This is a genomic window from Sandarakinorhabdus oryzae (assembly GCF_009733735.1).
GTDB lineage: Bacteria > Pseudomonadota > Alphaproteobacteria > Sphingomonadales > Sphingomonadaceae > Sandarakinorhabdus > Sandarakinorhabdus oryzae.
Map to the genome: position 1 here is coordinate 12,501 of NZ_WNJP01000021.1, position 16,929 is coordinate 29,429.

Below are 16,929 nucleotides of genomic sequence, written 5' to 3' on the forward strand. Positions count from 1 at the left end.
TCATCGGGGTGCTTTTCACCTTTCCCTCACGGTACTTGTTCGCTATCGGTCATGCACGAGTACTTAGGCTTGGAGGGTGGTCCCCCCATATTCAGACAGGATTACACGTGTCCCGCCTTACTCAAGGATCTGATCTCTATTGACGCATACGGGGCTATCACCCGCTCTGGCCGACGTTTCCAAGTCGTTCTGCTGATTTCGATCAGACCACTGGCCTGGTCCGCGTTCGCTCGCCACTACTAACGGAGTCTCGGTTGATGTCCTTTCCTCCGGGTACTGAGATGTTTCAGTTCCCCGGGTTCGCTTCTCCATACCTATGTATTCAGTATGGGATAATCTGATCATTTAACTTCGGACGATCGTGAGATCATACGAAATTAAATGAAGAGATTGGGTTTCCCCATTCGGAAATCTGCGGGTCAAAGGTTGCTCACACCTCACCACAGCTTATCGCAGCGTGCCACGTCCTTCATCGCCTGTGCATGCCAAGGCATCCACCAAATGCCCTTACCTCACGCTTGAAGACCCGCACCACCAACGACATCACTGCCGTTGGCCTTGCGGCCATCAAACGATCACTGTTTCGGTATCAGGACGCACCAAGGCGGGCGCCTGACACCAGGTACAATTCTCATTGGCTTGTATACCCAATGAGAACGACCCACGGCATCGTTCAAAAAAACCCATTCACAATGTCAAAGAAATGCCGCGGCAGCAGATCTGCCGGGCAAACTGGTTACCTCATTCCGGAAAGTTGGTGGAGCCTATCGGGATCGAACCGATGACCTCAAGCTTGCAAAGCTAGCGCTCTCCCAACTGAGCTAAGGCCCCCTCTCGCAGCAACGCTGCAAAAAGGTGCGCATGGTGGGCCGAGAAGGATTTGAACCTTCGACCCCACGCTTATCAAGCGTGTGCTCTAACCCCTGAGCTACCGGCCCATGCGCCTGCCGAGATACGGCGGCACGAGGGCCGTAGCACTCGGCGTTTCCAGAATGAAGGGACATGAGGGCGGCGGTAATGTCTTTGGAGATCCAGACGCTCTTCCAGCCGAAGCTGGCGCAGTGCAGGAACATCCTTAGAAAGGAGGTGATCCAGCCGCAGGTTCCCCTACGGCTACCTTGTTACGACTTCACCCCAGTCACTGAACCGACCGTGGTCAGCTGCCTCCCTTGCGGGTTAGCCCACTGCCTTCGGGTCAATCCAACTCCCATGGTGTGACGGGCGGTGTGTACAAGGCCTGGGAACGTATTCACCGTGGCATGCTGATCCACGATTACTAGCGATTCCGCCTTCATGCTCTCGAGTTGCAGAGAACAATCCGAACTGAGACGGCTTTTTGAGATTAGCGCACCCTCGCGGGATTGCAGCCCATTGTCACCGCCATTGTAGCACGTGTGTAGCCCAGCGTGTAAGGGCCATGAGGACTTGACGTCATCCCCACCTTCCTCCGGCTTATCACCGGCGGTTCCTTTAGAGTCCCCAACTGAATGATGGTAACTAAAGGCGAGGGTTGCGCTCGTTGCGGGACTTAACCCAACATCTCACGACACGAGCTGACGACAGCCATGCAGCACCTGTCTCCAAGTCTCTTGCGAGAAGAAATCCATCTCTGGAAATCGTCCTGGGATGTCAAACGCTGGTAAGGTTCTGCGCGTTGCTTCGAATTAAACCACATGCTCCACCGCTTGTGCAGGCCCCCGTCAATTCCTTTGAGTTTTAACCTTGCGGCCGTACTCCCCAGGCGGATAACTTAATGCGTTAGCTGCGCCACCGGAGCTCCAAGAGCCCCAACAGCTAGTTATCATCGTTTACGGCGTGGACTACCAGGGTATCTAATCCTGTTTGCTCCCCACGCTTTCGTACCTCAGCGTCAACAACGGTCCAGTGAGCCGCCTTCGCCACTGGTGTTCTTCCGAATATCTACGAATTTCACCTCTACACTCGGAATTCCACTCACCTCTCCCGTGTTCGAGCCATCTAGTTTCAAAGGCAGTTCCAGGGTTGAGCCCTGGGCTTTCACCTCTGACTTGAATGGCCGCCTACGTACGCTTTACGCCCAGTGATTCCGAACAACGCTAGCCCCCTCCGTATTACCGCGGCTGCTGGCACGGAGTTAGCCGGGGCTTATTCTCCCGGTACGGTCATTATCATCCCGGGTAAAAGAGCTTTACAACCCGAAGGCCTTCTTCACTCACGCGGCATTGCTGGATCAGGCTTTCGCCCATTGTCCAATATTCCCCACTGCTGCCTCCCGTAGGAGTCTGGGCCGTGTCTCAGTCCCAGTGTGGCTGATCATCCTCTCAGACCAGCTAAGGATCGTAGCCTTGGTGAGCCTTTACCTCACCAACTAGCTAATCCTACGCGGGCTCATCCCTGGGCGATAAATCTTTGGTCCGAAGACATCATACGGTATTAGCAGTAATTTCTCACTGTTATTCCGTACCCAAGGGCAGATTCCCACGCGTTACGCACCCGTGCGCCACTAAGCCCGAAGGCTTCGTTCGACTTGCATGTGTTAGGCATGCCGCCAGCGTTCGTTCTGAGCCAGGATCAAACTCTCAAGTTCATGTAACCGATCATCGCGGGGAAAACCGCAATGAACGATCATCGTTCAGGAGCTTATTCTGTCTGCACAACATCACTGACATTCCGGCCCTAAAGCCGGTGTGCTTTGTGGTATTGAGACATATAAGCTTCGGTTTTAACCACGGCACTCGGAACCTGAAATCCCGAACCGTGGACCGCCGCCCACATGTCCCTTCATTTTAACCTACGATGAGAAAGAGCGACGCCGTTCGATCCCCTGTGTGACCAGGTTCCTGACCGGTGTCTTGTTCGATGTCGGCGAAGAGCGCTTTGCCAGAAGGCGGTGGGCTCGTCGTCGGCGACGGGGGCGGCTTATGGTCCGCTCGAAACATCCCGTCAACAACTTTTTTTCCGGTGCTTTCCGATTTCTCGGAGAGCGGAATTTCCCGGCACCGCAATGACTATCTGCCCACTTTGAAGGTGGGTCAAGCTGACCACTGCTGTTGTCTTGGCTGCCTGGGGAGCGTCGCTGCGAAAGCGGCGTTCCCGTCGGCCGGGAGCGCTCCTCTATGGGCGACCCACCGGGCTTGCAAGCGCTTTTTTGCGGGATCGCGAAATTTTCTGTCTCTTCCTTGGAAGATGCGAACCTTATCCACAGCCAGCCGGCAGCCGCACCCGAGATGACAAAGCGGCAAGCTGGCGGGAATCGGGGCCGCCAGGACACGAATCCCGCGCCATGCTGGGTCCGCCCGGCACGCAACGCACCGAATTGAGTCGGCCAACGCGTCGAATCGCCGGCCGCGCAGCCCCCTCTCAGCTGGCGATATAATGCTTCAGGGATTCGGCTTCCGCCTCGGCGTCCTCGATTCGGCGCTTCACCAGGTCGCCGATCGACACCAGCCCGAGCAGCTGGCCCTCCTCCACCACCGGCAGGTGGCGGAAGCGACGGTCGGTCATGATCGCCATGGCATCAGCGATGCTGGTGCGGGCACTGGCGGTGACCACAGGAGCCGACATGATGTCATCAGCGCGGGCATCGTGCACGCCGGTGCCGTGGGTGTGCATGCACCGGCAGATGTCGCGCTCGCTCACCAGGCCGGCGATGCCGTCACCCTCCATCACCAGCACGGCGCCGATGCGATGGGTGTAGAGAAGTTCAACGATGGCGCTGACCGGCGTGTCGCGCCGGACCGTGACAAGCGGCTTCTTGCCGACGAGAATCGAACCGAGCATGATTCGCCTCCCACTGAGGCCTCCGTTATCGGGGCCCTGCTAAAGCGATCATGCGCCCAACGCGACCGGAAGGCAAAGTGCAATGACAGCCCATCCCCCAGGCCCGCCGGCCGAATCGGCCTTGCCTGTCGCGGCCGTGCCCATTTCAGCCTGGGTGCCGTTCCGGCGGCTGATGCGCATTGTTGGCCTGAGCGCGGTACTGGCCGTGCTGGCGGCGCTGGCGGCACTGCACCTGACCGGGGCGCCGCCGCGCTGGGAATTGTGGCTGGCCGTGTCCGGCGGAATTGCTGGCACGGTGCTGCTCACCGGCGCACTGATGGGGCTCGTGTTCGTCTCCAATCGCTCCGGGCACGACGACAGCGTGGGCCGCAGCGACTGAGTTCAGCGACAGGGACTGGCGATCAATCGGCCGATTCGGCTTCCGTCACCGGCTTCTTGGCGCGGGTGCGCCGGCGCGGAGCGGCATCATCGGCAACGTCGGCCGGCGCCGGGACGTCCGCTGCGGCCGCCTCGACCGGCTCACGGCGCAGGCCCAACCGGCGGCCTTCGCCGCGCGAGACCGGCGGCGGCAACGCCTGCAGCAACGATTCGCGCTCGTCGGCGACCGGGGATTCGGCACCATCGGCTTCGCGGCCCTGGTCGCTCCGCTCAGGCCGGCGGTCACGCTGCCAGTCACGCCGGTTGCGATCGCCGCCGCGATCATCGCGGGGGCGGTCATTGCGGGGGCGATCATCCCGCGGACGGTCATCCCGCGGACGGTCATCACGGGGGCGCTCGTCACGCGGCCGGTCATCGCGCGGCCGGTCATCGCGGTTGCGGTCGCCGCGCTGCCGATCATCACGGGGCCGATCATCGCGCTGCCGGTCGTCACGGCCACGCTCGTCACGGCGGTTGTCGCGGCGATCGTCATCGCTGTCGTCGCGCTCGTCGCCGGCATCGCTCTCAGCGGTTTCGGTGTCGCCTTCCATCCCTTCATCATCATAGCCGTCGCGGCCGCGGCGGCCTTCGGGCTGGCGGTCACGATAATCGCCGAGCAGGCGGAAATAATGTTCGGCATATTGCAGATAATATTCCGCAGTCACGCGGTCGCCGGCCTGCTGGGCATCCCGGGCCAGGGCGCGATATTTTTCCAGCAACTGGGTGGCATTGCCGCGCTGCCGGTTGTCGAGCCGGGCGCCATAATTGTTGCCACCAGCCATTTGTTGCGGGCGCGGGCCATTGTTGCCGCCACCACGCCGCCGCCGCTGGTTGTTCCTGATCAAGATCGTAATCCCCGTTCTCTGGCCCGTTGCCTGGCAATCGTCTGGCCGCTGTTGGGTGGAACTTGCCCGTGGCGCGGTTCGGGCGCCGGGGCCATGCAAGGCCTGTCAACGACCGGACGTGCCCCCTTGCTGGCGTACCGGCTGATGCTGTGCGAGAGGCAGGCGCTGCGTCCATGCGGCGGCTGCCTGAATTCCGCCTTAGCCGGGCGCGGCGCGCTCGCCAAGGGAAAAACGACGCACCCCCAGCAATAGCTGCCTCAGCGGGACACCTTTGGCGCCATGCCTGCCATCAGGGTAAAGCAGGCTTCGGGATCCTGCCGCTTCAGGCCGAGCAGCTGCATTTCGGCGGCGCCCTCCCGGCCGACCGGGATTTCCGGCACATTGCCAGTGATGCCGGCGATGATCTGCTGAGCCGCTTCGTGGATGGAAATGCCGCCATCCACCGGATCCTCGCCATCGCCTTTCTGGCTGCCGTCGCCGCGCAGCGCGTTGCGGCCGATGCCCGTCGCCACAAAGCCGGGGGTCAGCACATGCACCTGCACGCCATATTGGGCGATCTCGGCCCTGAGCGCATCCGACCAGCCGACCAGCGCATGTTTGGCCGCGCAATAACCGGTGCGCAGCGGCGATCCGACCTTGCCGGCCACCGAGGCATTGTTGATGATTCGCCCACTGCCCCGCGCCACCATCGCCGGCAGCACCAGCTGGGTGAGCCGCAGCGGCGCGAAGAAGTCCACCTCCATGATGGTGCGATAGACGCTGAAATCGGTGTCGAGCGCCAGGCTGCGCTGCGAGATGCCGGCATTGTTGACCAGCCAGTCGATCCCGCCGGTTGCCGCCGCCACCCGCGCCACGATGGCAGGCAGCGCATCAAGATCGGTGGTCTCGAACGGCTCGACCAGGCTGCCGGGGCATTCGGCTGCCACGTCATCAAGTGCCGCGCGGTTGCGCCCCGACAGCACCAGCCGGGCGCCCTCGCGCGCCAGCGCCAGCGCCAGCCCCTTGCCGATCCCGGCCGAAGCCCCGGTGATCCAGACCGTCTTGCCCGCAACATCGCTCATTGGAAATAACTCCAGCCGGCGGCCGGCACGCCGATCAGCATCGGGTGGGCCCAGAGAAGCAGCAGCCACAGCGCCAGCCCGCCCAGCACCGGCACCAGGCCCGGCCACAGCGCGCGCAGCGGCTGACGGCCGCCCAGGATGGCCAGGAACGGAAAATGCGAAGTGCGCGCCATGTGGGCGGCATAGGCGGGGTTCTGCGCCTTCTTCTTGCCGTCCTGCATGGCCGTGCCGAACAGCGCCAGCACAGCCACGCCACAGGCCAGCAGTATGGTGCGCGGATCAGCGGTCATCACGATGTGGACGGCGGCCCAGATCGCAAAGCTCCACATCATCGGGTGGCGGGTGATGCGCTGCAGCCCCTTGGGCTCACCCTTCACCCCCGGCATCATCGCCGGATTGGGTGAGGACACCGATCCGACGAAAAAGATGCAGGCAACCAGCATGGCCACCATGGCCGGGATATAGGCGCTGGCCGGCGTGTCCCACAGCCGATCCTTGGGGATCTGCCGCCACAATTGCACAGCGCTGCCAAAGCTGGCCAGGGCAATCAGCGAATAGAGAATGGCAAAGCCCTTCTCGCCCAGTCGCGCCACCAGCGGGCCGCGCAGCGGGTGCGACAGCAGTTCGTGGCTGACCACGAACAGGCCAACCAGCAACGCCAGCAGCATCAGATCAGACACGCTTGTCCCCTCCTCCGCCAGCGGGGGCCAGCGGCTTATCGGGGATATTGCAGCGGCAAATCGGTGCGGCCAAGCGCTTTGTAGCGCTGCGCCAATTCACTTTGCCGGCTGGTCATCGGCTGGGCGGCACCATCGATCCACACCGCGACCGGCGCGCTCATCAGTTCTAGCGGGTCACCATCCCACAACACCAGGTCGGCGCGCTTGCCGACCTCCAGCGTACCGGTGTCGGCCAGCCCCAGGATGCGGGCCGGGTTGGCGGTGATGGCCGCCAGTGCCTGGGCCCGGGTGAGCCCCTTGCCGCCCGGCACCAGCCCTTGCGCCACCGCATTGCCGGCATAGCTTGGCAGGTTGACCGGAGAGGTGCCGCCAATACCACCCAATGGCGCGATCGCGACTGTGACCCCGGCTGCTTGCAGCACGCCCAGATTGTTGCGGCTGGCGGCCAGCGATTCGAAATCGTCAGGCAGGTCATAGAGGCTGTGGGTGATCACCGGCACGCCGGCGCGGGCAATCTCGCCCGCCACCAGCCAAGCCTCGCGCGCGCCGACCAGCACCGGGCGCAGCGCCGGATAGCGCGCCTTCAGCTTCAGCAGTTCCTGGATGTCGCTGGCGCGCTCGACATGGACGAACAGCGGCTGGCGGCCATCGATCACCGGGGCCAGGGCCTCGGCATCCAGCCGCTTGGCCAATGAGCCCGAATCCTGCCCGCGATCAAAAGCGGCAGGGTTGAGCGCCAGCCGCTGCGCTTCGGCCAGCATGTTGGCCAGCTGCGCAAAGGCTGCCGGGCGCGAGCCGCCGGCAATGCGCCCACCGGTTTCGCCCAGTTCCATATATTGCAGTGCGCGCGCCCGGGTGAGCGTGGCGCCACTGGCCGACAGGCTGATCAGCGCGCCTTGCCCGCCAAAGATGCTGCCCGCCGAATCGGGCAGCGCCGCAGCGCGGGTGACGCCGGCCATGCGGCTGATGGCGATGTGGATTGAACGCGGGTTGATCGCGGTCGACAGATCAAGCGCCGCCGAGAAGGGCGACTGGCGCGCGCTGCCATCATTGGTCTCACGCACGCCGTTCACTTCGGAAATGCCGAGATCGCTGGTCGCCGCGATGATGCCAGGGGTGAGGATGCGGCCCTTGCCGTCGATCACGGTGGCGCCGGCCGGCACGGCGACATCCTTGCCGACGGCGGTGATGCGGCCATTGTCAAAGACCAAAGTGCCGCCGTCGATCACCGTCTCGCCGCGCGCGGTCATGATGGTGGCACCGGTGATGGCAACAGGGGCGGCGGCGGCGGGCAGGGGCGCGCCTGCCAGCAAGAGGGTGATGGCCAGGCGCTTCATTTCACGTCTCCCACGCCGGGCTGGCCGAGTTCGAAGTCCGCCGTTGGCCGGCGTTTGGGATCCCCCCAGTCATACATCAGCGCGCCATCGATCCACACGGTCATCGGCCGGGCATAGACACTGAACGGCTCGGCCGACCACAGCACGACGTCAGCCGCCTTGCCTACTTCCAGGCTGCCGGTGCGGTCCGCGATGCCCAGGCCCCTGGCCGGATTGAGGCTGAGCCAGGTCCAGGCCTGCTCGGGCGCGATCGGCAGGCCGAGGCGGCGGCCGGCGGCGATGGCCTTGGCGGCTTCTTGGTTCAGGCGCTGGATGCCATTCTCGTCATCGCTGTGGACGATGGCGCAGGCGCCGGCGGCGTTCACCAGCGCGATATTCTCGCGGATGCCATCGAAACTCTCCATCTTGAAGCCATACCAATCCGCCCACATCGCCGAGCAGATGCCCTCGGCCTTCAGCGTATCGGCCAGCTTGTAGCTTTCGACCGCGTGGTGGAAGGCGGTGATCTTGTAGCCGAACTCCTTCGACATCGCGATCATGTTGGCCATTTCATCGGCGCGATAGCAGTGGTTCTGCACCAATATCTCGCCGTTCAGCACCCCCATCAGCGTGTCGAGCGCCAGCTCGCGGCGCGGCGCGTCGGTGGGCTTCGCCGTCCCGGCTTCGGCCCGCCTGGTATAATCATCCCAGCGCCGCTTGTAGGCCACCGCGTCGGACCAGAGCTGGCGGGCATAGGCGATATTGCCCATGCGGGTGGAGGGCATCTGGTTGCGGCTGCCATAGACGCGCTTCGGGTTCTCCCCGCAGGCCATCTTCAAACTATAGGGCGCGCCCGGAAACTTCATCTCCTGCACGCTGCGGCCATAAACGGGTTTCAGCGTCACGCCGCGCCCGCCGAACAGATTGGCCGAGCCGGGCAGCACATGCATGGCGGTGATGCCACCCGCCAATGCGCGGCTGAAGCCGGGGTCCTGCGGCCACACGCTGTGTTCGGCCCACACTTCCGGGCGGGCCGGGCTGGTCGCCTCGTTGCCGTCGCTGTTGGCGTCGACGGCGGGGCTGGGATAGACGCCCAGGTGGCTGTGAATGTCGATGATGCCGGCGGTGACATATTTGCCTTGCGCCTCTATCAGCCGGGCGCCGTCGGGCACACTCACTGTCTGGCCAATCTCGGCGATCTTGCCGCCTTCCAGCCGGATCATGCCATTGTCGAAGCGGTGGCCGGCGCCATCATAGATGGTGGCGCCGCGGATCACCGTCACCTGGCCGGGATAGGGCTTGTATTGGCTCGGCCACGGGTCCTTGCCCACCCGCACCACGTCGGGCGGCGTCGCCGGCGCGTCTTTGGGCTTGTCCTTCGCGGCCGCCGCGGTGGCCAGTGCCAGCCCGGCCACACCCAACACCAACGCCCGCATATGATCTCACTCCCCTATTGGCCGCCATGCTGGGCCAACCGGGGAGCAAGCGCAAATTACCCTAACGCCATTATTTCACGCCGTGCATCAAGCGCTTGAGCAGGGGCGAGATCAGCAGCAGCACGCCGCCGATGGCCGCCGAGGTGAGACCGATGGTCTGGAACACCTGGGTATAGGTGTCGAGGCTGACCTTCAGATTGGTCACCTGCCCGCCGACGGTTTCCACGCTCGCCACCTGCGCCACCAGCCCGCCAACATATTGCGCGCAGGCGATGGAAACGAACCACAGGCCCATCATCAGGCCCACGATGCGGGCGATCGACAGCTTGGTGACCATCGACAGGCCCACCGGCGAGATCATCAGTTCCGCCATCGAATGGATAAGATAGAGGCCGGCCAGCCACCACACACCCACCTTAAAATCCGGCCCGGCAAACTGGCTGCCCCATACCAGGAACAGGAAGCCGCCGCCCACGCCAGCCAGCGCCATGCCGAATTTCACCGGAATGCCCGGCTCCAGGCCCCTGCGGCCCAGCGCCTGCCACATCATGCTGAATAACGGCGCCAGCATGACGATGAAGATGGCGTTGAAGAACTGGGTCTGCCCCGGCGAGATGGTGAACAGCCCGAAGATCGACAGATCGGTGTTGCGCGCCGCAAACAGCGTCAGGCTCGATCCGGCCTGTTCGAACAGCGTCCAGAACACCACATTGAAGACAATCAGCACGATCGCCGCCAGCATCATCTGCCATTCCTGGCGCGTGCCGACCATGATCGACCAAACGGGTATGAAGACCACACAGGCCAGGAAGGTGCCGAACAGCACCTTGCCCAGGATCGGCAGGCCCGCGAGATACCCCATGAAGCCGGCGCCTTCGACCGGCGGCGGCGCGTCCATCAGGTTGGTGAACAGGAACCACACCAAAGGCACGAAGGCGATGGCGCCAACATAGATGGCCAGATCGCGGTTGGGCGCGCCGGCCGGCGGCTCGCCATAGCCGGCCAGCTTGGGCCCGGCGAACTGGATCAGATACCAGCTCAGCGCCATGCCGCAGGCCGCCAACAGGAATCCGGCCCACCAGCCATAGGCATCGGCAAGGAACGGGCAGGCGAGCTGGCTGCCGAGCGAACCCAGGTTGATGCCCATGTAGAAGATGGTGAAGCCGGCATCCCGCCGGCTGTCGCCCTTGGCATAGAGGCTGCCGACCATGGTCGAGATGTTGGGCTTGAAAAAGCCATTGCCGATGGTGACGGCGGACAGGCCGAGCAGCATGATGGTGACGAACAGCGCATCACGCTCACCACCCGCTTCAAAGCCCCCCTTGGCGATGTGGCGGGCTTCCGTGCCGTCAGCCGCAACCAGGCTGACGCTGCCATCCTCGTTGCCCTTGATCTGCAGCTTCTGGCCCTGCAGCTCGACAAACTGGCTCTTGTCATTTCCCTTGCTCTCGACACTCACCGCATATTGCTGGCCGTCGATCTTGGCCCAGGGCTTGGCCGTCTCACCACCGAAGCAGAGCGTGAAATAGCCCAGCGCCATCAGGATGGCACCGAACTTCACGGCCTTCTTGGAGCCGAGATAATTGTCGGCCAGCAAGCCGCCGACCAGTGGGGTGAGATAGACCAGCGCGGTAAAGCCGCCGTAGAGGCTGGTGGTCGTGCTGTCGGAAAACAGGAAATGGTTGGCGAGATAGAGCGTCAGCAACGCCCGCATGCCGTAGTAACCAAAGCGCTCCATGGCCTCGGTGGTGAACAGCCGCGCCAGCTGCGCCGGGTGGCCGAACCATTGCGGGCGGGTGTCAGCCGCTGCCGCGCTCGCGTTCTCGTTCAAGATGTCTCTCCCTCGCGCGCTGCCAGCGCGCCTCGTGCCTCCCTGATAGCGGGCGGCGGCGCTGCCGCCAAGCGCCGCGCGGGCTTGACGGGGCAGCGGCCGCAGCGTCTGTTTGCGCCATGATCCGCACCCTGTTCTCCGCCCTCCTCGCCATTGCTTCAATGCCGGCCATCGCCGCGCCCACATTGATCACGCCCGACCGGGTGTGGGATGGGGAGGCGATGCACAGCGGCTGGCAGGTGCTGGTCGATGGCGGGCGCATCGTGGCCGCTGGGCCTAATCTCACCGCGCCGGACGGCACGCAGCGCCTCGCCCTGCCCGGCCAGACCTTGCTGCCCGGCTTCATCGAAGGCCACACCCACCTGCTGCTGCACCCCTATGACGCCGTGCCGTGGGACGATCAGGTGCTGAAGGAAAGCGAGGCCTATCGCGTTGCCCGCGCCGTGGTGCATGCCAGGGCCACACTGATGGCCGGCTTCACCACCGCCCGCGATCTCGGCACCGAAGGCGCCGGCACCGCCGATGTCGGGCTGAAGCGCGCCATCAACGAAGGCCATATCCTTGGGCCCCGCCTGCTGATTGCCACCCGCGCCATCGTCGCACCGGGCAGCTATGCGCCCAAGAATGATGCCTGGCATGTGCCGCAGGGTGCCGAGGAAGCCGACGGGCCAAACCTGGTCAGCGCCGTCCGCCGCCAGATCGGCGCGGGTGCCGACCTGGTGAAGCTCTATGGCGATTATCGCTGGCGGCCCGGCGAAGGCAGCCGGCCGACCTTCAGCCAGGCCGAGATGACCGCTGCCGTCGCCGCCGCCCACGATGCCGGCCGGCCGGTCGCCGTGCACGCCAACACCGCCGAGGCCATGCGCCGCGCCACACTGGCCGGTGCCGACGTGATCGAACATGGCGGCGAAGGCGATGCGGCGACCTTTGCGCTGATGGCGAAGAACAAGACACCGCTCTGCCCGACGCTCGCCGCCGGCGAGGCCATTGCCCGTTACCGCGGCTGGAACGGCCAGGACCCGGCGCCGCCTGTGGTGGTGGAAGACCGCGCCGCCTTCCAGCTGGCGCTGAAGGCCGGCGTGCCGATCTGCATGGGCGGCGATGTCGGCGTGTTTGCCCATGGCGAGAATGCCCGCGAGATGCTGGCGATGGCCAAGGCCGGCATGGCCAACGCCGCCGTCCTCACCGCGGCCACCGCGGGCAACGCCCGCTATTTCGGCCTGGCCGATCGCGGCCGTATCGCAGCCGGCCTGCTCGCCGATCTGGTGGCGGTGCCGGGCGATCCGGTCGCCGATCTCACCGCCGTTACCCGCGTGCGCTTTGTGATGAAGGGTGGCACGGTCGTGCGGGCGGACTGATTGGCAAATCGCGTCGCCCGGGCTAGGGCCACCGGCCATGGACAATTTCAACGATCGCACAAGCCCAGCCACGCTGCTGGCCAGCCGCCGGTCCGGCAAGGCACGCGAGATGCTGGCGCCCGGCCCTGATGCCGATCAGTTGCAGGCCATCTTGGCGGCTGCGGCGCGCGTGCCCGATCACGGCAAGCTCGCGCCGTGGCGTTTCGTGGTGGTGGAGAATCGCGCCGCCTTTGCCCAAGCGCTATTGGGCATCTATCTGGCCGGCAAGCCCGACGCCGGCCGGCTGGAGCAGGAGGCCATCACCCAGTTCGCCACCCAGGCGCCGTGCCTGGTGGTGGTGATCGCCAGCCCGAAGCCGAGCCATATCCCGGCGTGGGAGCAGGAGCTTTCCGCCGGCGCGCTGTGCCAGAATCTGTGCCTGGCCGCCCATGCTCACGGCTTTGTCGCCAACTGGCTGACCGGCTGGGCGGCCTATGACGAGAAGGTGCTGGCGCTGTTTGGCGGTGCTGCGCCGGAACGGATTGCCGGCTTCATCTTCATCGGCGCGCAGGGCAAGCCGCTGGAGGAACGCCCGCGGCCCGACCTTGGGGCCATCACTGCCCACTGGCGCGGTCAGGCCGTGAACTCATAAATGGGTGGGATCGTGACGATGGTGAATTTGTTCGCTGGCAAGGAGTGAGGAGGGCGCGATGCAGCGCATCGCAACCGACGACGCGACGCCGCCAGCGAGCAAAGGCGCCGTCGCCGCTGCGCGGTCGCCCGGAGAGGCGATCCCGACCCCAACCATTTATGAGTTCACGGCCTAGCTGCAGTACACCTCGCCGCTGCCGGCCACCTTCTTGCTGCACTTGGCGCCGCCGGTGATGCGCACGTCACCCGAACCTGCGATCCGCACATCGGCCTGACCGCTGGCGTGGGCGGTGACATCGCCCGAACCGGCAATGCTGATCGCGGTGTTGGTGCAGGCGAGGCCCGCCAGATCGGCGTCGCCGCTGCCGGCAATCTTGACATTGAGGGCGCCGCAGCGGCCGGCGACCTTCACGTCGCCGGAGCCGGAAATCGACACATTGGCGGCGCGGGTATCGAGACTGGCGAGCAGCAGGTTGCCGGAGCCGGCGACCCGCACATCGAAGTTGTCGCCGCTGCCCTTGTCGGCCTGCACATCGGCAGAGCCGGCCAGCGACAGGCCGTGCAGCGCCGGCAGGGTGACGGCGACGGTCACCTCCTTGCCATTGCCCCAGCTCCAGTTGCCCTTCTTGCGGCCAATCAGGAGCGCGCCTTTCTCGACCCGGATATCGAGCTTGTCGAGATCGGCGGCCTCGCCGTTGGCGACGACGGCAAAGCCCTTGCCCTGCTGGATGCGGACATTGTCACTGCCGCTGACCGCCACCCGGTCGAAGCCAGTCGCCTCGAATCGGCGTTCAGCGGCGCTGGCCGGCGCGGCAACGAGGGCGGCAGAGAGCAGCAGCAGGGCGGGGCGAGTCATGATGGGGGCTCCTTTGTGTATTGCCGAGATAATACACAAGGAAATGCCGAAGGCAAGTCAGCGCCGCAGTGACGGGATGTCAAATCCGAAGATGTTGATTTCAATGACAAAAAAGCAGATGATCCAGATCACTGCGTCAGCGAAATCGAGCCAGACGCCGCCCACGCCCCAGATCACCGCGCAGGCGAAGGTGACGGCGTAGAGCAGCCAGCGCAGCGCCGATCGGCCGAAATTGCGGGCGCCTTCAGGGTTGAAGAGATCGAACCAGATCAGCGCCGAGATCGCCAGCCAGGCGCTGGCGTTGGCGATCTCCACCGGATCGGCGATGGCGACATAGTAGCGGAGTGCATAGAGCGCGCAGGCATAGCCGGTGAGTTCGGCAAGCAGGGCGCCGGGACTGACGGTGGTGAGGGCGCGGCCGCGGGTGAGCCGGCTGGTTTCCCATTCGAACACGGCGAGGATGATCACCCAGCCGATCTGATCGATGGCCTTGGGCGCCAGCACATCATCAGCTGCCCACATGAACACGCCGACATTGGCCAGCAACAGGGCATAGACAACCGCCTTGAACGGGCGGAACCATGCCGGGTTGCGGGCCGATGCCGACGCGAACACTGGACTTTACGAGGCCTCGCGCAGCCGATCAGGCGGCGGTGGCAGCGCTGCAACCGCTCATGCGGCTTTCAGCACCTGTTCGATCTTCTGCTGGGCCGCCGGTTCGTCGATGTTTTCCATCGCGGCCAGCTCGCGGGCGAGACGGCCAATGGCGGCTTCATAGATCTGCCGTTCGGAATAGCTCTGTTCCGGCTGATCCTCGGCGCGGTGCAGGTCGCGCACCACTTCGGCGATGCTCACCAGATCGCCGCTGTTGATCTTGGCTTCATATTCCTGCGCCCGGCGCGACCACATGGTGCGCTTGATGCGCGGCTTGCCCTTCAGGGTGGTCAGGGCTTCGTTCATGGTGGCCTGGCTCGACAGCTTGCGCATGCCGACGCTTTCCACCTTGTTCATCGGCACCCGCAGGGTCATCCGCTCTTTTTCAAAACGCAGCACGAACAGGTCGAGCGACACGCCAGCGATCTGCTGGCACTGGATTTCTACCACGCGCCCCACGCCGTGCTTCGGATACACGACATAATCACCGACTTCGAAACCGAGCGGCTTGGCGATTGCCATAGATCGAACATCCTTTTTGTTATCAGGCGCCGAGGGTCAATCGCGTCGGTCCGGCAGACGCACGGCGCTGCCCGAATAACTGCTCTCGACCCACTTCTAGCCAGCCTGCCATTCTCAATGACCCTGGTCCGTCGCCCGCCTGGCAGGTTGGCGAGATCGGCGACGGAACCGGCGAAACCGACCGAGGGCACACCGCTCCCGATCACAAGGAGGGCTATATCAGAATTTTGTCACAAATGCCATGGCTGATGCCAATTATGGCAGGCGCCATGGCGATTCCGGGTCAAAAAGTCTCATTTCCGGCCACCAGCGGGCCGGAAATGGACACGAATCCCCTGGTTTACGAACCCTTACCGGGCGTCGGGGTGAAATATTTCTCGAACTTGCCGTCTTCGCCCTTGTGCGAATCGGCATCGTCCGGGGTTTCACCCTTCATGGTGATGTTCGGCCACTGCGCCGAATAGGTGGCGTTGATCTCCATCCACTTCTCAAGGCCGCCCTCGGTGTCGGGCAGGATGGCTTCGGCCGGGCATTCCGGTTCGCACACGCCGCAATCGATGCACTCATTGGGGTTGATCACCACCATGGTTTCGCCTTCGTAGAAGCAGTCCACCGGACACACTTCCACACAGTCCATATACTTGCACTTGATGCAGGCTTCGGTGACGACGTAGGCCATAAATCTCCCCTGGCGAAGGCGGAACCTTCAAAGGCTGGTTACCTGAAAGACACAGTCGCGCCTTAGGCGAGGGCAAAGGCCTCTGGCAAGAGGGCATCTTGCGATGACGTTGCCGCATCGGCGTTCAGGGCACCACTGCCGGCAGTGAGATCGGTATAGTAGGCGCGGGCTTCGACATAGGGGCCGCGGCGATCGGGCAGGCCTTCCACCCGCACCACGATCACCTGATCACCGCGCGGCCAGCTGAGCACGGCACCGGCCCGCACTAGCGCCGAGGCGCGCTCCACCACGCGCCCATCGATGCGCAATCGTCGGCTTTCACACAGGTCTTGAGCGAGCGATCGGGATGGCGCCAGGCGCGCAAACCAGAGGAACTTGTCCAGTCTCAACCCTGCTCCGTAGACCAAATGCTACCTCCCCTTCATGCCGGCCAGGATGGCAAACGGCGATGCATCATTCCCCCTGGCCATGGGAACGGCATTGGTGGCGGGTGCAGGCCGGCGTGCCGCGGTGCGCGACGGGCCGACCCAGGCAAAATGCGGCGTGCCATCAACGAGGCGCGGCCGATAGCCGAGCGCGCGCAGCAGCCGTGCCAGCCCATCCTGCGACAGGCCCAGGCTGGCCGCCCAATTGGGATCGGGCATGAACGGCGCACGGCCGTCGCGGCGTTCGTGGATATGGCGGGACAGGCGATCGACCATGTCGATGCGCACGGCGATGGCATCCTTGCCGCTGCCCAGCCGCCAGAAACCAGCGACCAGCAGCACGTCGGCCGGCGCCACCAGGGTCGCGCCAGCCATCGAGACCCGGCCCGGCGCCGGCAACGGCGGCAGGCTGGTCAACTCGCTGGCCACCGCCCACAGCGCCAGGCGCCAGCGTGTCGGC

The 16,929-nt window shown here is 64.4% G+C and carries 15 protein-coding genes, 2 tRNA genes, 2 rRNA genes and 1 pseudogene (1 of these 20 cut by a window edge); 3 read left to right on the top strand and 17 right to left on the bottom strand.

Going from position 1 to position 16,929, the window contains the following annotated elements:
- The 5 genes from GJ693_RS03810 to GJ693_RS03830 form a co-directional block, all read right to left on the bottom strand.
- Nucleotides 1-521 (bottom strand): 23S ribosomal RNA (locus GJ693_RS03810) (it extends 2,268 nt beyond the left edge of the window).
- A 234-nt stretch (nt 522-755) separates the two neighbouring features.
- Nucleotides 756-831: transfer RNA gene (locus GJ693_RS03815), tRNA-Ala, on the bottom strand.
- A gap of 31 nt (nt 832-862) precedes the next feature.
- A tRNA-Ile gene (locus GJ693_RS03820) sits at nt 863-938 on the bottom strand.
- 141 nt (nt 939-1,079) lie between these two features.
- Nucleotides 1,080-2,566 (bottom strand): 16S ribosomal RNA (locus GJ693_RS03825).
- The 16S and 23S rRNA genes sit together here with 2 tRNA genes alongside, the layout of an rRNA operon.
- 773 nt (nt 2,567-3,339) lie before the next feature.
- Nucleotides 3,340-3,759 (bottom strand): CBS domain-containing protein, encoded by a 420-nt coding sequence (locus GJ693_RS03830; protein WP_156255010.1) that lies wholly within the window; start codon nt 3,757-3,759, stop codon nt 3,340-3,342.
- An 82-nt stretch (nt 3,760-3,841) separates the two neighbouring features.
- On the opposite strand from GJ693_RS03830, the gene GJ693_RS03835 reads away from it, so the two are divergent.
- Nucleotides 3,842-4,138 carry a hypothetical protein gene (locus GJ693_RS03835; RefSeq protein WP_235902613.1) on the top strand — a complete coding sequence of 99 codons (297 nt, stop codon included), beginning with the start codon at nt 3,842-3,844 and terminating at the stop codon, nt 4,136-4,138.
- Nucleotides 4,139-4,160: 22 nt separating this feature from the next.
- On the opposite strand, the gene GJ693_RS03840 is transcribed toward GJ693_RS03835, so the two are convergent.
- The 6 genes from GJ693_RS03840 to GJ693_RS03865 all read right to left on the bottom strand — a co-directional run bounded on the left by GJ693_RS03840 (nt 4,161) and on the right by GJ693_RS03865 (nt 11,345).
- Nucleotides 4,161-5,120, bottom strand: a complete 960-nt coding sequence (locus tag GJ693_RS03840; RefSeq protein ID WP_408014542.1) for a DUF4167 domain-containing protein — start codon at nt 5,118-5,120, stop codon at nt 4,161-4,163.
- Between the two features lie 158 nt (nt 5,121-5,278).
- Complete coding sequence (locus GJ693_RS03845) at nt 5,279-6,082, bottom strand: SDR family NAD(P)-dependent oxidoreductase (RefSeq protein WP_156255012.1); 804 nt, start codon at nt 6,080-6,082, stop codon at nt 5,279-5,281.
- Nucleotides 6,079-6,762: an NnrU family protein gene (locus tag GJ693_RS03850; protein ID WP_156255013.1), complete on the bottom strand. Its 684-nt coding sequence runs from the start codon at nt 6,760-6,762 to the stop codon at nt 6,079-6,081. The genes GJ693_RS03845 and GJ693_RS03850 overlap by 4 nt, the downstream gene beginning before the upstream one ends.
- A 35-nt stretch (nt 6,763-6,797) precedes the next feature.
- Nucleotides 6,798-8,099: an amidohydrolase family protein gene (locus GJ693_RS03855; protein WP_156255014.1), complete on the bottom strand. Its 1,302-nt coding sequence runs from the start codon at nt 8,097-8,099 to the stop codon at nt 6,798-6,800.
- Nucleotides 8,096-9,514 carry an amidohydrolase gene (locus tag GJ693_RS03860; RefSeq protein WP_156255015.1) on the bottom strand — a complete coding sequence of 473 codons (1,419 nt, stop codon included), beginning with the start codon at nt 9,512-9,514 and terminating at the stop codon, nt 8,096-8,098. Before GJ693_RS03860 ends, GJ693_RS03855 begins: the two co-directional genes overlap by 4 nt.
- A 70-nt stretch (nt 9,515-9,584) precedes the next feature.
- A complete protein-coding gene (locus GJ693_RS03865) occupies nt 9,585-11,345 on the bottom strand; it encodes a peptide MFS transporter (RefSeq protein ID WP_197041948.1) in 1,761 nt (586 codons plus the stop codon).
- Between the two features lie 119 nt (nt 11,346-11,464).
- Between GJ693_RS03865 and GJ693_RS03870 the strand changes: the two genes are divergently transcribed.
- Together GJ693_RS03870 and GJ693_RS03875 are read left to right on the top strand one after the other, a co-directional pair.
- Nucleotides 11,465-12,703: a metal-dependent hydrolase family protein gene (locus GJ693_RS03870; RefSeq protein WP_156255016.1), complete on the top strand. Its 1,239-nt coding sequence runs from the start codon at nt 11,465-11,467 to the stop codon at nt 12,701-12,703.
- 37 nt (nt 12,704-12,740) lie between these two features.
- Nucleotides 12,741-13,334 (top strand): nitroreductase family protein, encoded by a 594-nt coding sequence (locus GJ693_RS03875; RefSeq protein ID WP_156255017.1) that lies wholly within the window; start codon nt 12,741-12,743, stop codon nt 13,332-13,334.
- A gap of 171 nt (nt 13,335-13,505) precedes the next feature.
- Here GJ693_RS03875 and GJ693_RS03880 read toward each other — a convergent pair whose 3' ends face one another.
- From GJ693_RS03880 to GJ693_RS16750, 6 genes and pseudogenes are all read right to left on the bottom strand, one after another.
- A complete protein-coding gene (locus GJ693_RS03880) occupies nt 13,506-14,189 on the bottom strand; it encodes a head GIN domain-containing protein (protein ID WP_156255018.1) in 684 nt (227 codons plus the stop codon).
- 57 nt (nt 14,190-14,246) lie between these two features.
- Nucleotides 14,247-14,804, bottom strand: coding sequence for a hypothetical protein (locus GJ693_RS03885; RefSeq protein WP_156255019.1), 558 nt, complete (start codon nt 14,802-14,804; stop codon nt 14,247-14,249).
- A 57-nt stretch (nt 14,805-14,861) separates the two neighbouring features.
- Nucleotides 14,862-15,365 (bottom strand): CarD family transcriptional regulator, encoded by a 504-nt coding sequence (locus GJ693_RS03890; RefSeq protein WP_156255020.1) that lies wholly within the window; start codon nt 15,363-15,365, stop codon nt 14,862-14,864.
- 340 nt (nt 15,366-15,705) lie between these two features.
- Nucleotides 15,706-16,044: a ferredoxin FdxA gene (gene fdxA, locus GJ693_RS03895; protein WP_156255021.1), complete on the bottom strand. Its 339-nt coding sequence runs from the start codon at nt 16,042-16,044 to the stop codon at nt 15,706-15,708.
- Between the two features lie 62 nt (nt 16,045-16,106).
- Entirely contained in the window at nt 16,107-16,451 is a 345-nt protein-coding gene (locus GJ693_RS03900; RefSeq protein ID WP_328598816.1) for an RNA-binding S4 domain-containing protein, read from the bottom strand.
- Nucleotides 16,452-16,454: 3 nt separating this feature from the next.
- Nucleotides 16,455-16,929: pseudogene (locus tag GJ693_RS16750) on the bottom strand (helicase-related protein); the annotation flags it as partial.

Coding starts and splice junctions, on each gene's coding strand:
- GJ693_RS03855 (WP_156255014.1), bottom strand. CDS start 8,099: ATGAAGCGCCTGGCCATCACCCTCTTGCTGGCAGGCGCGCCCCTGCCC.
- GJ693_RS03890 (WP_156255020.1), bottom strand. CDS start 15,365: ATGGCAATCGCCAAGCCGCTCGGTTTCGAAGTCGGTGATTATGTCGTG.
- GJ693_RS03870 (WP_156255016.1), top strand. CDS start 11,465: ATGATCCGCACCCTGTTCTCCGCCCTCCTCGCCATTGCTTCAATGCCG.
- fdxA (WP_156255021.1), bottom strand. CDS start 16,044: ATGGCCTACGTCGTCACCGAAGCCTGCATCAAGTGCAAGTATATGGAC.
- GJ693_RS03845 (WP_156255012.1), bottom strand. CDS start 6,082: ATGAGCGATGTTGCGGGCAAGACGGTCTGGATCACCGGGGCTTCGGCC.
- GJ693_RS03880 (WP_156255018.1), bottom strand. CDS start 14,189: ATGACTCGCCCCGCCCTGCTGCTGCTCTCTGCCGCCCTCGTTGCCGCG.
- GJ693_RS03860 (WP_156255015.1), bottom strand. CDS start 9,514: ATGCGGGCGTTGGTGTTGGGTGTGGCCGGGCTGGCACTGGCCACCGCG.
- GJ693_RS03830 (WP_156255010.1), bottom strand. CDS start 3,759: ATGCTCGGTTCGATTCTCGTCGGCAAGAAGCCGCTTGTCACGGTCCGG.
- GJ693_RS03875 (WP_156255017.1), top strand. CDS start 12,741: ATGGACAATTTCAACGATCGCACAAGCCCAGCCACGCTGCTGGCCAGC.
- GJ693_RS03835 (WP_235902613.1), top strand. CDS start 3,842: ATGACAGCCCATCCCCCAGGCCCGCCGGCCGAATCGGCCTTGCCTGTC.